This window comes from Nisaea acidiphila (genome assembly GCF_024662015.1).
Taxonomy (GTDB): Bacteria; Pseudomonadota; Alphaproteobacteria; order Thalassobaculales; family Thalassobaculaceae; genus Nisaea; species Nisaea acidiphila.
Window position 1 is genome coordinate 1,987,403 of record NZ_CP102480.1, and the last position, 15,010, is coordinate 2,002,412.

The 15,010-nt window shown below is 64.4% G+C and carries 13 protein-coding genes; 7 read left to right on the forward strand and 6 right to left on the reverse strand.

Features of this window, described 5'->3' with window-relative positions:
• Positions 1 to 3: 3 nt before the first annotated feature.
• From NUH88_RS09165 to NUH88_RS09190, 6 genes are all read right to left on the reverse strand, one after another.
• Positions 4 to 1,218, reverse strand: coding sequence for a vWA domain-containing protein (locus NUH88_RS09165; RefSeq protein WP_257772169.1), 1,215 nt, complete (start codon positions 1,216 to 1,218; stop codon positions 4 to 6).
• A 2-nt stretch (positions 1,219 to 1,220) separates the two neighbouring features.
• Positions 1,221 to 2,105, reverse strand: coding sequence for an AAA family ATPase (locus NUH88_RS09170; protein ID WP_257771585.1), 885 nt, complete (start codon positions 2,103 to 2,105; stop codon positions 1,221 to 1,223).
• Between the two features lie 59 nt (positions 2,106 to 2,164).
• Positions 2,165 to 4,585: an aerobic carbon-monoxide dehydrogenase large subunit gene (locus NUH88_RS09175; protein WP_257771586.1), complete on the reverse strand. Its 2,421-nt coding sequence runs from the start codon at positions 4,583 to 4,585 to the stop codon at positions 2,165 to 2,167.
• Positions 4,582 to 5,076 carry a (2Fe-2S)-binding protein gene (locus NUH88_RS09180; RefSeq protein ID WP_257771587.1) on the reverse strand — a complete coding sequence of 165 codons (495 nt, stop codon included), beginning with the start codon at positions 5,074 to 5,076 and terminating at the stop codon, positions 4,582 to 4,584. Before NUH88_RS09180 ends, NUH88_RS09175 begins: the two co-directional genes overlap by 4 nt.
• A 14-nt stretch (positions 5,077 to 5,090) precedes the next feature.
• A complete protein-coding gene (locus NUH88_RS09185) occupies positions 5,091 to 5,954 on the reverse strand; it encodes an FAD binding domain-containing protein (protein ID WP_257771589.1) in 864 nt (287 codons plus the stop codon).
• Positions 5,955 to 6,132: 178 nt separating this feature from the next.
• The gene (locus NUH88_RS09190; protein ID WP_257771590.1) at positions 6,133 to 7,296 is read right to left on the reverse strand and encodes an MHYT domain-containing protein; all 1,164 of its coding nucleotides are present in this window, start codon (positions 7,294 to 7,296) and stop codon (positions 6,133 to 6,135) included.
• Between the two features lie 62 nt (positions 7,297 to 7,358).
• Here NUH88_RS09190 and NUH88_RS09195 point away from each other — a divergent pair, with 62 nt between their 5' ends.
• From NUH88_RS09195 to NUH88_RS09225, 7 genes are all read left to right on the forward strand, one after another.
• Positions 7,359 to 7,964 (forward strand): glutamate synthase-related protein, encoded by a 606-nt coding sequence (locus NUH88_RS09195; protein WP_257771591.1) that lies wholly within the window; start codon positions 7,359 to 7,361, stop codon positions 7,962 to 7,964.
• A gap of 284 nt (positions 7,965 to 8,248) precedes the next feature.
• On the forward strand, positions 8,249 to 9,073 hold the full coding sequence (locus NUH88_RS09200) for a phytanoyl-CoA dioxygenase family protein (protein WP_257771592.1): 825 nt from the start codon (positions 8,249 to 8,251) through the stop codon (positions 9,071 to 9,073).
• Position 9,074: 1 nt separating this feature from the next.
• The gene (locus tag NUH88_RS09205; protein WP_257771594.1) at positions 9,075 to 10,568 is read left to right on the forward strand and encodes a GSCFA domain-containing protein; all 1,494 of its coding nucleotides are present in this window, start codon (positions 9,075 to 9,077) and stop codon (positions 10,566 to 10,568) included.
• A gap of 141 nt (positions 10,569 to 10,709) precedes the next feature.
• Positions 10,710 to 12,167, forward strand: a complete 1,458-nt coding sequence (locus NUH88_RS09210) for an amidase (RefSeq protein ID WP_257771596.1) — start codon at positions 10,710 to 10,712, stop codon at positions 12,165 to 12,167.
• Positions 12,164 to 13,237 (forward strand): ABC transporter ATP-binding protein, encoded by a 1,074-nt coding sequence (locus NUH88_RS09215; protein WP_257771598.1) that lies wholly within the window; start codon positions 12,164 to 12,166, stop codon positions 13,235 to 13,237. The genes NUH88_RS09210 and NUH88_RS09215 overlap by 4 nt, the downstream gene beginning before the upstream one ends.
• Positions 13,234 to 14,163: an ABC transporter permease gene (locus NUH88_RS09220; protein WP_257771599.1), complete on the forward strand. Its 930-nt coding sequence runs from the start codon at positions 13,234 to 13,236 to the stop codon at positions 14,161 to 14,163. The genes NUH88_RS09215 and NUH88_RS09220 overlap by 4 nt, the downstream gene beginning before the upstream one ends.
• Positions 14,156 to 14,980 carry an ABC transporter permease gene (locus tag NUH88_RS09225; RefSeq protein WP_257771600.1) on the forward strand — a complete coding sequence of 275 codons (825 nt, stop codon included), beginning with the start codon at positions 14,156 to 14,158 and terminating at the stop codon, positions 14,978 to 14,980. Before NUH88_RS09220 ends, NUH88_RS09225 begins: the two co-directional genes overlap by 8 nt.
• Positions 14,981 to 15,010: the final 30 nt, after the last annotated feature.

Here is a 15,010-nt window from a genome sequence, read left to right on the forward strand (position 1 = left end):
TCCCTATATGGCCGCGAGCTCGGGTTCGAGATCCGCCAGCGCCTGCAGGCTGTTCGCCGCGGCGAAATGGTCGATATGGGGCAGCGCCGCCGCCATGCCCCGCGCCACCGGTTCGTAGTCCTTCCAGCCGAGCAGCGGGTTCAGCCAGACAATGCGGCGGGCCCTCGTCCGGAGCCGCCTGAGCTCCCGCGCCAGATCTTCCGGCGCCTCGGTGTCGTACCCGTCGCTCAGGATCACGACGACGGTCCGGCTGTCGATCGCTTCCCTGGCATAGCGGGCGTTGAAATCGGCGAGCGCGCCGGCGATCCGGGTGCCGCCGCCAAAGCCCTCGACCATGAGCGAAAGCTTCGCCAGCGCCCGGAATGGATCCTTGTCGGTCAGCGCCTCCGTCACCCGGACGAGACGGGTATGGAAGAGATAGGCGTCGGCCCGCATCCAGCGCGAGAGCAGGCCGCGCACGAAGAGCAGGAAATAGCGGCTGTAGAGCTTCATCGAGCCGGAGACGTCGAGCAGCACCACGACCCGAACGGGGCGGTCCGGCCGGGTCCGCCGCAGAAGGTCGACCGGCTCGCCGCCATGGGCGATGTTGCGGCGGATGGTGCGGCGGAGGTCAAGGCTCCGCCCCCGCGCGGACGGCTTGCGGCGGCGGCTGAGCCGGTACCGCATTGCCTTTGCCAGACGTTCGGCCACCCGTTCGGCCTCGGCGATATCCTCTTTCGCGGCGATCTCGCGCAAGTCGGTCTTGAACAGGCTGTCGCGGCTGTCGGCGGCGATACGATGCGGCGCCGAGGTCCCGCCCGCATCCTCCTCGGCATCGCTGCTGCCTGCTGCCTGTGCCGCCGCGCCGATCGGCCGGCCCGCCCGCTCTTCGGGCGGCAGGACCTTGTCCCAGAGCGCGGGACGCGCCCGCTTCGGTGTGCTGGTATTCTCCCCGCGCAGGACCGTGGCGCGTTTCACGCCTTCGCCGAACCAGTAGGCCGGGAACAGGTCGTCGAAGCGCTCCCAGTCCTCCCGGCAGCCGCAGAGCGCGACCTTGAGGGCCGCCCGGACGCCTTCCGGTGCCGGCCTCTCAAGGCGTCCGACGATATCGAGCGCGAGGGCCGTTTCCGAGGGCCCGAGAGTGAAACCGTTCAGCCGGAGATGGGCGATGAAGCCCCGCATCCGCTCACGCGGTCCCGGGAGCGCCGGCAGGCCATCGATCTCGCCGGGCTCCGTCATGCTCACGCAACCTTACCCAGCAAGCGTTGCGTCACCTCGGGCACGATCGCCCGCTGGTCCGCCTCGGTCTTCAGGAGACAGATCAGGCTCGCCTGAAGCAGATCGAGATTGTCCTCCAGCTTCTCCACCTTGAGGCCGACGAGGGCTGTCGCCCAGTCGAGCGTCTCCGCGATCCCGGGGACTTTTTCCAGATCCTCGCGGCGAAGCTGCTGCACGAAGCCGACGATCCGCCGGGCAAGCTCCCCGTCGATCTCCGGCATGCGCGCGGCGAGGATCGCCCGCTCCTTTTCCGCATCGGGGTAATCGACCCAGGAATAAAGGCAGCGCCGGCGGAGCGCGTCGGAAAGCGCGCGTGTGCCGTTCGAGGTCAGGACCACATGCGGGATCGAAACCGCCTCCATGGTACCGAGTTCCGGGACGGTCACCTGATAGTCGGCGAGCAGTTCGAGCAAGAACGCTTCGAATTCCTCGTCGGCGCGGTCGATCTCGTCGATCAGGAGGACCGGCGGCTCGAGCTGACTGATCGCTTCCAGCAGCGGCCGGCGGAGGAGATAATCCTCGGAGAAGATGTGCTTCTCCAGGCTCTCGGCGGAGTCCGCGCCCTCGCTTGCCTCGCGCGCCCGGATCGCCAGCAACTGGCGCTGATAGTTCCACTCGTAGAGCGTCGCGTTCGCGTCCAGTCCCTCGTAGCACTGCAGCCGGATGAGCCGGGTACCGAGCAGCTTCGCCAAAGCCCGCGCGATGTCGGTCTTGCCGACACCGGCCTCGCCCTCCAGGAGCAGCGGCCTGTGGATCTCCGTCGCCAGCGTCAGCGCCATCACGAGGCTGTCCTCGGCAATGTAGCCGGTCTGTGCAAGTTCCGCCTGAAGCTCTCTGTAATCTCTCATGAGCCGAAAACCCGGGCCGGACGACGCATGTTCCGCCGCCCGGCCCGCAAGGTGGGTTCCTACGCCGTGACGCCGAGCCGCTCGGCCGTCTTCCACACCCGCCAGTGATCGTGCGGCATCTGGGTGTGGGTCAGGCCGAGATGGGCGAAGGCATCGTTGACGGCGTTGGAGAAGGCCGAGACGCCGCCGACATTCGGCGACTCGCCGACCCCCTTGGCGCCGATCGGATGATGCGGTGAGGGGGTCACGGTGAAGTCGGTCTCCCAGACCGGGGTCTCCACCGCCGTCGGCAGGAAGAAGTCCATCAGGCTCGCGCCTTTCACGTTCCCCATCTCGTCGTAGGAGATCTCCTGCCCCATCGCGATGGCCAGCGCTTCGGTCAGGCCGCCATGGACCTGCCCCTCGATGATCATCGGGTTGATCCGGGTGCCGCAATCGTCCAGCGCATAGAAACGCCGGATATCGGTCACCCCGGTATCGACGTCGATATCGACGACGCAGATATAGGCCCCGAACGGATAGGTCATGTTCGGCGGATCGTAGTAGCTGACTGCCTCCAGCCCCGGCTCCATGCCCGGCGGGACATTGTTGTAGGCGGCGAAAGCCACCTCGGCCATGGTCTTGAAACGCTCCGGCGCTCCCTTGACCACGAACCGGTCGACCTCGAACTCGACATCGTCGTCATGCACCTCAAGCAGGTAGGCCGCGATCATCTGCGCCTTGGCCTTGATCTTCCGGCCGGCCATCGCCGTCGCCGCACCGGCAACGGGAGTGGAGCGGGAACCGTAGGTCCCGAGACCGTAGGGCGCGGTGTCGGTATCGCCTTCCTCGACCGTGATCTGGTCCGCCGGAATGCCGATTTCCGAGGCCAGGATCTGGGCGAAGGTGGTGGCGTGCCCCTGCCCCTGGCTGATCGTGCCGAGCCGGGCGATGGCGCTGCCCGTCGGATGCACGCGGATCTCGCAGCTGTCGAACATGCCGAGCCCGAGAATATCGCAATTCTTGATCGGTCCGGCCCCGACAATTTCGGTGAAGAACCCGATTCCGACCCCCATCAGCGACCGGGTCTCGCTGCGCGCGAAGGCCTCTCGGTTGGCTTTCTGTTCGTCCCGGAGCGCCTTGTAGCTGACCGTCTCCAGCGCCTTTTCCATCGCCGTGTGATAGTCGCCGCTGTCGTATTCCCAGCCGAGCGCCGAAGTGTAGGGGAACTGCTCCTTGCCGATGAAGTTCTTCATCCGGAGTTCCGCCGGATCCATCTCAAGCTTGCGGGCGAGCACGTCGATCATCCGCTCGATGAAATAGGAGGCCTCCGTCACCCGGAAGGAACAGCGGTAGGCGACGCCGCCCGGCGCCTTGTTGGTATAGACGCCGTCGACGCTCACATGCGCGACCGGGATATCGTAGGACCCGGTGCAGATGTTGAAGAACCCGGCCGGGAACTTGGTCGGGTCGGCGCAGGCGTCGAAGCCGCCATGGTCGGCAAGCACGTGGCACTTGAGCCCGGTGATACGCCCGTCGCGTGTCGCGGAGATCTCGCCCGTCATGTGGTAGTCACGGGCGAAGGCCGTCGATTGCAGGTTCTCGATCCGGTCCTCGATCCATTTCACCGGCACGCCGAGCACGATCGAGGCGACGACGGCGCAGATATAACCGGGATAGACACCCACCTTGTTGCCGAAACCGCCGCCGATATCCGGCGAGATGACGCGGATCTTGTGCTCCGGAATGGTGGAGATCAGCGAGGCCACGGTGCGCACCGCGTGGGGAGCCTGAAAAGTGCCCCAAAGCGTGAGCTGGCCGTTCACCTTGTCCATGCTGGCAACGCAACCCGCAGTCTCCAGCGGACAGGGATGGACGCGCTGGTAGGTGATCAGCTCCTTCGCAACCACCTCGGCCTCGGAGAGCGCCCTGTCGGTCGCGTCCTTGTCGCCCACCTCCCAGGTGAAGATGTGATTGTGGTGGCGGCGCGGTCCGTGGGCACCCTCGGTCTTGCCGTCGAGATCCTCGCGCAGTACCGGCGCCCCCGGATCCATGGCTTTGAAGGGATCGACCAGAACCGGCAGTTCCTCGTAATCGACCTCGACCAGTTCGGCCGCGTCGGAAGCCGCATAGCGGTCCTCGGCGACGACGAAGGCGACCTCCTGGCCCTGGAACAGCACCTTGCCGTCGGCAAGCACCATCTGGACGTCGCCGGCCAGCGTCGGCATCCAGGCGAGATTGACCGGCTTCAGGTCGTCGGCGGTGAGCACAGCCTTGACCCCCGGCACGGCCAGCGCCGCCTCCTTGTTCACCGACTTGATACGGGCATGGGCATAGGGCGAACGGACGAAGTCGCCGAACAGCATGCCCGGCAGTTTGATATCGTCGACATAATTGCCCTTGCCCTGCACGAAGCGGACATCCTCGACCCGGCGGCGGGCGGTGCCCATACCTTTCAGGTTCTGTTTGCGTTCCTCGACGCTTGCGACTTCGGCGTTCATTGGGCTGCCTCCCTGGTCGCGTTCAACTCGTCCGCCGCGGCTCGGATGGCCTTGACGATGTTCTGGTAACCGGTGCAGCGACAGAGATTGCCGGAGATGCCGTAGCGGATTTCCGTTTCGCTCGGATCGGGATTCTCCTGCAGCAGCCGGTAGGCGCGCGTGATCATGCCCGGCGTGCAGAAGCCGCATTGCAGTCCGTGATGCTCGCGGAAGGCCTCCTGCAGGGCATGCAGGGTGCCGTCGGCATTCGCGACTCCCTCGATCGTCGTCACATCGGCACCGTTCGCCTGGGCGACAAATACGGTGCAGGACTTCACGGATTTTCCGTTGAGATCGACGGTGCAGGCTCCGCAATGGCTGGTCTCGCAGCCGATATGCGGCCCGGTCAGGCTGAGCTGCTCGCGCAGGAAATGGATCAACAAGGTACGCGGCTCGGCGAGGCCTTCGACCTCGGTGCCGTTCACGTTCAGTTTGACATGCATCTTTGCCATCGGTCGGCTCCCCCTCAACCGGCGTTCTTCTGGGCGCGGGCGATGGCGCGGCGCACCATGACCCCGGCGACATGGGTCCGGAAATCGGCCGGCCCCCGACCGTCGCTCGTCGGCTCGGTGATGGCCTCCGCCTGTTTCACCGCCGTGTCGACCGCAGCCTGCCCGAGGTCGCTCCCGACAAGCGCTTCGGCCGCCGCTTCGGCGAAAAGCGGCGTGTCTGCCACATTGGTCAGCGCGATGGACGCGGACGTACAGCGCCCGCCGTCCAGGGTCAGGATCACCGCGGCCGCCGCCGTCGCGTAATCGCCGATCTTGCGTTTCTGCTTCTCATAGGCGGAACCGTGCCCCGGGGCCGGCGTCGGGATACGGATCTGGGTCAGCACCTCGTTTTCCTCGAGGGCCGTAAAATAGGCCGCCTCGTAATAGTCGCGCGCCGCGATGTCGCGGCTGCCGTTCGGACCGACCGCCCGGTAGCGCGCCCCGAGAGCCTGCATGATCGCCGGCATGTCGTTGCCCGGATCCCCGTTCGCGACATTTCCGCCGATCGTCCCGCAATAACGCACTTGCGGATCGGCGATCAGAGCGGCCGCCTCAAGGAGGATCGGGCATTTCTCCGCGAGCAGGGCCGAGGCCAGCACCTCATGCTGCGTGGTCAGCGCGCCGATGACGATCTCGCCGCCCTCTTCCGAGATGCCGTGCAGGCTTTCGATGGCTTGCAGGTCGACAATGTGCGACGGCACCGCCATACGCAGCTTCATCATCGGTATCAGGCTGTGCCCGCCCGCGAGCAGACGTGCTTCATCGCCGTGCTCGTTCAGCAGGGCGACGGCACCGTCGACGGATTCCGGGCGATGATATTCGAATGATCCTGGGATCATTGTTGGTACCCTCCCTCAAGGACTGCGGCTCTAAAGGCCTCGTTGCCGGTTCGCCGGCACTTGCGAAGGAGGATGAAGCGGCGCCGCCGGATGCACAGGCGGCGATGCGCTTGGGGCGCCTGGATTGCACGAATGACGTTATATCTGCACGAGTTGCGCCGGGGCGGGCCCGCGCGATCTACAGGCCCAGCGCCTTGCGCACATCGCCCATGTGGGAACGGCTGACAGGCACCGCCTCTCGGCTCTGCCCGGCAACCAGAACGAAGGCCTTGTCCTTCTGCCGCTCGAATCCGGTCGCATGTTCCATATTGAGCAGGAAGCTGCGGTGGGTGCGGAGAAAGGGGGTGCCTTTCAGAACCCCTTCCAGCTTGGAAAGCGACCAGGGACAGAAGACATGCGCAGCACCGTCGTAGATCTCCGTATAGTGGCCGTCTGCCCTGATGGAGCGAATCTCCTGCGGAGCCAGGAAAAAGGTCGTGTTGTTGCGCTCATAGGGAATACGGATCCGGCCATTCGGTGCGGCGGCAACGTGCCGGACCTCCGGGGCGGTTCGCTCGCCGGCGGGAACCGTTCCAGCGACGGACGCGGTCGCTTCCGGAAGCGGCCCCGGAGCCGGATCCTCGCGGAGCGGGCGCGGATCTTCCATCGGCAGGGCGGAGAGCAGGAACAGGCCGCAGACCAAGAAGGCGGCAACCGCGACGACCAGCGCCAGATAGGTGTCGGGGAGCACCGGCCCTTCAACGGGAAGAGCCATCTCGACACGGCTGAAGGCAGTGAACGCCATCGCCGAATAGTGCATCGATGATATCGTGACTCCCAGCACCACCGCCCCGAGACTGAGCTGGACCAATGTCCGCTTCTTGTAGGCGAGCGCCAGCGCGCAGGTCGAGGACAGGATGGCAATCACGGTCGGCAACACAAAACCGAGCGGGCTGAACTCGACGATGCAACTGCCCTGCAGGGCCTGCATGCCCACATAATGCATCGCAACGATACCGCAGCCGATCAGCGTGCCCGCTGCGACAGTCTTCGCGATCGAACGCACGCCCATATGCATGAGCGCGAGACCGGCCCCCGTGATGAGGATCGCGATCAATACGGAGCCCAGCGTGAAGAGCAGATCGTAGGCGACGGGCACCGGCAGGCGCAGCGCCAGCATGCCAACGAAATGCATCGACCAGATCCCGCCTCCGATTGCCATCGCCGCTTTCGCGAGCTGCGCCTTGCGGGTGCGACCGTCTACATAGCGCAACCCCGTCAGCAGCCGGAGACCGGTAAAGGACGCCATCGCGGCCACCGCCACGGACGCCACAACCAGAAGCGGATCGTAAGAAACGATCATTTCGCCGCCACCCGCAGGTTCCTCCCTGAAAGGGCCGGTTATCCAGCCTCTTGATTCAGCGATTGAGTGTAACAAAGATCGCAGCGGTTAAGGAAGGCGGCACCGGCGCGGCGCCGGTGGAATTCACCAACAGTCTCGGCATGCCGCTGCGCGAAGGGCTGCATTTCGTCCATATGACGCTTATCGGCGCCGGGATCCGGGACCGGATCCGCCTCGGCGCCAGCGGCAAGATCATCTCCGGCGCCGATATCGCGACCGCTCTGGCTCTGGGCGCCGACTGGTGCAACGCCGCGCGCGGCTTCATGTTCGCCGTCGGCTGTATCCAGGCCCGCGCCTGCCATACCAACCGCTGCCCGACCGGCGTGGCGACCCAGGACGCGGCGCGCCAGCGCGGTCTCGTCGTGGAAGACAAGTACAAGCGGGTCGCCAATTTCCACCGCAACACCCTGCACGGCTTCGCCGAGATGCTCGGCGCCATGGGGCTCGACGATCCGAGCCAGATCCGCCCCGACACGCTGCATATCCGCGCCACAGATCCGACCAGCATCCTGCATCACCGCCTGAAGCCCGGGCATCTCTTCGAAAAGGATTGTCCGGTGGCTTTCGCCGACCCGTGGAGCCTCGCCCGGGTCGACAGTTTCCGCCCCGCCGACATGGCGGAGGCGTGACGCGTCCTTCCTGCACGGCTTGCGATTAACAGCCCCGGCTTGCCGGCGGCAGCCGTGCGCCGGCGTCTCCGGCAGAAACCGGCAATCACCTATCGCTTCGGCCATCCGCTCGCCGATCGTGGACAGCATCCCGGTGGTGACAGACGTTGCGCAAGAGATGAGACCGCAGCAATCACACCGCCGCAGGCTTCCCAACGGCACACGCGCGGACCTTTAAGACTTGATGCGAGTCCTTTCCGCGCCTACGATTCAGGTGATCGCCAACAGCTAGCATCGGTAAAGAGATGCAAATCAAACTCGACGGCGCATTGCTCTCCCAGTTCGTCGTAAATGGCTTCGTCTGCTTCGATGGAGTAATCCCGCCATCGGAACTCGAAGGAATGGAACGGGAATTCGACCGGCTGGTCTCAGAGGGATCGTTCCTGAGCGATCAACGTTTCGAAAACGGATATTGCGTATCTGTCGCCGGGGCCTACGTCCAAGCCCGAGCGCAAGAACTGCCGCAGTTGAGCGCATTCCTGTCGGATCCGTCCCTGCACCAGCTGATGACGGCATATTTCCTGTCTTTCTACAGCCAGCCGGAACAACTTCCCGCTCCGATCTTCCATCAACAGCTCGATCTGGAAGAAAATGTCCGCGCGGGCTCGACCAGCAACAGTGACTGGCATTTCGACCGGTCTCCGAGCCTCAAATGTGCCGTGTTCTTCAACGATATCGGCCCAAACTGCGGTCCGTTTTCCGTTGTCCCGAAAACGCATTTCCAAACCCGGGAACGCGCCCATCGCCAGCTTGAAAAAAACCCGGATCCTCTCTTCGTCGATAATTACGTGAAATTCAAAGCGGCGCCGGAACGGACAACCTTTGTGGTTGGCCCGGGTTCGGTGGTTGTTTTCGACACCTTTCTGATCCACCAGGGCGGCGGAGTGACAGGGGACGGCCGGCGGAAGACGATGAGAACCGTGACTTGGCCCCCGATCCTCAACCACGACTACCTGCATCCCGCCCGTTTCGCGCCTGACCGGTCGGACGATATGGACTTCGAAACCTACTTCCCGCGCGATCGCACCGGACAGAGCATCAAGAACCCGCAACATCTGTATCGTGGATAGGATGTCCGCCGAAACGCCGCCTGAAGGGAATGCTCCGGCTCCTTCCGCAGAACTGCAGAAGGCCATCGAATTCATCAACAGCGGTCATTTGGATCTGGCCCAGGAGCAACTGCGGAATATCGTCCGGACGAGCCCGGACGACGTTCGCTCAATTCTGCTGCTGGTAGAGGTTTCGGACCGCCTGAAGGACAAGGACGAGGCCGCCGAACTCCTCGACAATCTGCTATCCCGCGCGCAACACAACGCTCATCTGCTGTATCGTCGGGGATTGGTCGCTCTCGGAACCGATCCGCAACAGCTTTCGAAAGCCAATGAAGCCGATCATTATTTCGAGAAAGCGATCGCCGCAGACCCCGGGATGGTTGCGGCGCACCTGCACCGCGGCCTGGCGCTGAAGAGACAGACTTGGCAGGTCGAAGGTATTCCGCACTACAAGCGCACACTCCTGCTCGTTCCCGAACTCACGGTCGCCGCATACGAACTCGCCCGCTCCCAGTTTCTCGCGGAAGATCTGACCGCGTCGAAAAACAACCTCCGGCGCACACTGGTTCTGGAACCGGGACACCCGTCCGCTCGAAAAGACCTCGAGGACCTGGAAGAGGTTCTGCGCAATGCCCGCATTCGACAACGCGGCATCAGATTTCCAAACAATCTGGATGATATGCAGGATGCCAGGGCCGCTCTCCGGAAGCACATCCTTTCGCCCTCCTATCCGAAGATCCTCAACAGCTCGACGAAAGTCGCAACATTCGGCTCTTGCTTCGCCGCAAATATTGCGCGGACGCTGCGTAGCCTTGGCGTCAAGGCGGGCAATACGACAATGGGCGAGTATGTGAATTCCACCTTCGCCAATCGCCACTACATCGATTGGGCCGTGAACGGGGCGGACAACGAGGTGACGCGCGGCATCGTCGACTTCCATGCCGGAGACCTAACGTTTTCTGCAAACAGGGAGGATCACCTCAAGACACTGGCCGAGAGCGACATCATCATCATGACCGTCGGTGTCGCCCCTTGTTTCTTCCGCCGCGACACGGGCGAACTGGTGATGCCGCGACAGTCGAACTTCAATCTCCGGGCGCTGCTCCGCGATTGCGAGTCCCGGATGACGACGGTCGACGAAAACGCCGAGAATATTCGTTTCATCGTCAGGCAGATCAGAAAGATTAATTCTGAGGCAACAATGGTGATCACGATTTCTCCTGTGCCCCTGAACGCAACATTCGAATACGACTCGGCCATTGTCGCAGATTGCGTCTCCAAATCGACGCTACGCGTGTCCGTGGACCAGGTCATGCGCGGTCAATTCGATAAACTGCTCTACTGGCCGTCGTTCGAGGTCGTTCGTTGGCTTGGCGCATATGCCCCGGGCATGTACGGGGAGGATGACGGATCCACAATCCACATTTCAGAGCGAGCGATCGGATTCATCGTTGAAGCCTTCGTCGAACAATTGAGCGGCGGTGAGCTTTCACTGGTGAATGCCGGCGACTGATCGATCACCCGCCGGAGCCGATTGCGATTCCGGCAGGACACGGAGCAACAGAATAATCGTTGTACGCCAGCGCGTATTGGCTACTGTTTGAGCCAGATCAGCCGCTGTTCCTGTCTCCAATCCATGCGAAAATCATAAAGAATGCACGGCCTTTCGGACTACGACGACTTCGATGCAACCGGACTGGCCGATGGTGTTGCGAAGGGCAGGTTCAGCCCGGACGAGCTGCTCTCCGCCGCTCTGGAACGGGTGGACGCGCTCAATCCCGCGCTCAATGCCGTGACTCAGGTGCAGGCCGATCGCGCCCGTGCGAACATCGCGGCGGGTCTGCCGGACGGACCGCTCAGCGGTGTGCCCTTCTTGTTGAAGGATCTCGGTGCCGAGGCTGTCGGCTTCCCCGGGAACAACGGCTCGCGGCTGCTTCGAAACACCGCCTATTCCTTCAATTCGAACCTGGTCGAGCGCCTGATCGCCGCGGGCCTGGTGATCTTCGGTCGCACGACCTCTCCCGAAGGCGGTATCGGCTGCGCCACCGAGGCCGCCGTCTATGGCGGCCCGACGCGCAATCCGTGGAACCCGGCCCATACGCCGGGAGGATCTTCCGGCGGGTCCGGCGCCGCGGTCGCGGCCGGCATCGTGCCCGCCGCCCATGGCTCGGACGGCGGCGGATCGGTCCGCATCCCGGCCTCGAGCTGCGGCCTGTTCGGCTTCAAACCGACCCGTGCCCGGCTGCCCGACGGTCCCGCCTCCGGCGAGGGCTGGGGCGGCATGGCAATCGAGGGCTTCCTCACCCGATCCGTACGCGACAGCGCGTTGCTGCTGGATATCGGCTCCGGTTCCGATCTCGGCGCACCTTATGTCGCGCCGCCGCTCGAAGCCGGTTTCCGCGCCGCGATGGATAACCCTGCCAAGGGATTGCGGGTGGCACTCTGCACAACGACCTTCGACGGCGATGCGGTACATCCGGAATGCGCGGCGGCGGCCGAGACAGCGGCGAAGCTGCTCGAAGATATGGGCCATCATGTCGAAATCGCCCGGCCGGAGGCCGACAACCAGGGCATGATGCGGGCCTGGACCAAGATCGTCGCCTGCGGCACGGCCCTCGGGGTCCGGAGCAAGCTGGCACGGCTCGGACGGGACCTCGGACCCGACGACCTGGAACCCGTGTCCCGCAGCGCGGTCGAATATGCGGCGGAGATCTCCGGCGCCGATTATCTGGAAGCGCTGGAAGAGGTGCACGATTACGGCCGGCAGATGGCCCGCTTCCTCGACCGCTACGATCTGCTGGTCAGCCCGACGCTGGCGGAACCGCCGGCCAAGGTCGGGCGTTTCTCGCATAACCGGCAGAGCTATCTCGATTACCGCCTCGGTCCGGACGGTGTCTTCGCCTATTCGCCCTATACCGCCTGCTTCAATGCGTCGGGCCAGCCGGCGGCCTCGCTCCCGCTGGCCTGGTCGAGCGAGGGCCTTCCGATCGGCGTCCACCTCGCCGCAGCTTTCGGCGCGGACGAGCTTCTAATGAGCGTCTGCGCGGAACTCGAACGGGCAGCTCCCTGGTTCAAGAAGCGTCCGGCCATGGCAAAGGAAGTCCGGAAATGAGCGACGCCGCGGTTTCGGCCCAATCGATCACCAAGATCTTCGGTCCGACCGACGGCGGCCTGCGCGCGCTCGACGACGTTTCGGTCGACATCCGCGCCAACGAGTTCTTCACGCTGCTGGGCCCGTCCGGCTGCGGCAAGACCACCCTGCTCCGGATGATCGCCGGCTTCGAGACGCCGACCTACGGCAACATCATCCTCGACGGCGTGGACATCACGACCGAGCCGCCTTTCAAGCGGCCGGTCAACACCGTGTTCCAGAGTTACGCCCTCTTCCCGCATCTCACCGTGGCCGAGAATGTCGGCTTCGGGCTGGAGATGCGCGGCCGGCAGAAGAAGGAAATCGCCGGCACGGTCGAGGAGGTCTTGGCGCTGGTGCGTATGGAGCAGATGGCCGGGCGTTATCCGTCGCAGCTTTCCGGCGGTCAGCAACAGCGCGTCGCGCTGGCCCGTGCGCTTGCGCCTCGGCCGTCCGTCCTTCTGCTCGACGAGCCGCTCTCCGCCCTCGATCTGAAATTGCGCAAGCAGATGCAGATTGAGCTGAAGCGCATGCAGCTCGAGACCGGCATCACCTTCGTCTTCGTCACCCACGATCAGGAAGAAGCGCTCACCATGTCGGACCGGATCGCGGTGATGAGCGCCGGACGGATCCTGCAGATCGGCGCCCCGCGCGACATCTACAACGCGCCGGCCAACCGTTTCGTGGCGGACTTTATCGGCGAGTCGAATTTTCTGCCGGCGACGGTGGCGGACGCCGGCAGCGTAACGCTCGGCAACGGCAATACCGCGCCAGCGGTAATGCCCGCCGGCCTCGAGGCCGGAACCCGCGTGACGGTCGCGATCCGCCCTGAACAGATCGACGTCTGCGCGGAAGCGGACGGCCTGCTCGCCGGCACCGTCGCGGAGCTGGTCTATTTCGGCACGGACATGCATGCCCATCTCACGCTCGGCGACGGCGAGACCGTCGTTGCCCGGGTGACGGCCCGCTCCGAGGCCGCCCTCGAAAAAGGCGGACGGACCGGCATCCGCTTCGCCCCCGGCGCGCTGCGCGTCGTCGAGGACGATGCATGAGCGGCGAGAGCGCCAGCCTCCGGTCCCTCGAGAGGGACGCGGCCGCCCGGCGCATCCGGCGCAACTGGCTGCTGTCCGCGCCGGCGCTCGCACTCCTTCTGGTCGGCGCCTCCGGCCCGCTGCTGATCGTGCTGGTCTATTCCTTCCTGAAGCCCGGCGATTTCAGCGGCGTGATCTGGGAGCCGAGCTTCAATGCCTGGTTCCAGATCCTGTTCTCGCGGGACATTTTCGACGACACGGTCGGCCTCGCCGATGCGCACCTCACGATCTTCTGGCGCTCGGTCCGGCTGTCGCTCTCGACCACGCTGATCACCCTCCTGCTCGGCCTGCCGACCGCCTATTTCATCGCCACCCGCTCCGGCCGCCAGCGCATGTTCTGGCTGTTCCTGATCACCATCCCGTTCTGGACCAACCTGCTGATCCGGACCTTCGCCATCCTCGAGATGCTGCGCAACGAGGGCATCGTGAACAACGCCCTGGTCGACCTCGGGCTGATCGCGGAACCGCTGCAGATCCTCTATACCGACACCGCCGTGCTGATCGGCATGTCCTACGTCTACCTGCCGCTGATGGTGCTGCCGCTCTATGCCGCGATCGAGCGCCTCGACTTCCGCCTCGTCGAGGCCGGTTACGACCTCTATGCGAACCGGGTACAGGTGTTCCGCCGCATCATCCTGCCGATCATCAAGCCGGGCATCATCGCCGGCTCGATCCTGGTCTTCGTCCCCTCGCTCGGCGCCTATGTGACGCCGCGGGTGCTCGGCGGCGGCAAGAACATGATGATCGGGAACTTCATCGAGCTGCAATTCGGCCAGGGCCGGAACTGGCCGCTGGGCGCCTCGCTCTCGATCCTGCTGCTGTTCATCGTGATGGCCGCGCTGCTGCTCTATGTCCGGGTCTCCTCGCGGGAGGAGCCGCATGGCTGAGCGCGCGCGGAAGTCCTTCTCCGTCCGGCAGCTGCCGGGAGTGACGCCGATCACCCTGGCCTGCTTCGCCGCGCTCTACGCGCCGATCGTGATCATCGTGATCTATTCCTTCAATGCGGGGGATTCGGTCGCGCTCTGGCAGGGCTTCTCGTTCCGCTGGTACGCCATCGCCGCCGAGAACGAACTGGTGCAGGAAGCGACAATCCGCTCGCTGGTGATCGCGCTCTGGGCCTCCGGAATCTCGACAGTGCTGGCGACCATGGCGGCGCTGGGCACCACGCGGACGGCGAAGTTCCCGGGCAGCACCTTCATCTACGTGATGATCAACCAGCCGCTGATGGTGCCGGAAATCGTCACCGCCGTAGCGCTGCTGATCTTCTTCGCCGCGATCAAGGTGGCGACCGGCTATTCCGGCCTCGCCTATCTGATCCTCGCCCATTCCGCCTTCTGCGTGCCCTTCGCCTACCTGCCGATCCGGGCCCGCCTGGAAGGTATGGACCGCACGCTGGAGATCGCGGCGGCGGACCTCTATGCCACGCCCTGGCAGACCTTCCGCAGGGTGACCCTGCCGCTGGTCGCGCCGGGCATCGTCGCCGGCGCCATGCTCGCCTTCGTGATCTCGCTGGACGACGTCATCATTACCGAGTTCGTGAAATCGGCGGGACAGGATACCCTGCCGACCTACATGCTCGGTCAACTGCGGCGGGCGATCACGCCCGAGGTCAATGCCATCTCCACGGCTTTGCTCGGGCTGACGATTTTGCTGCTCACCGCCTTCTTCCTCCTCACCGGGAGGAACAACGACAAGAAACCCTAAACGGAAAAGAACAGACCAGAGGCGCACAAA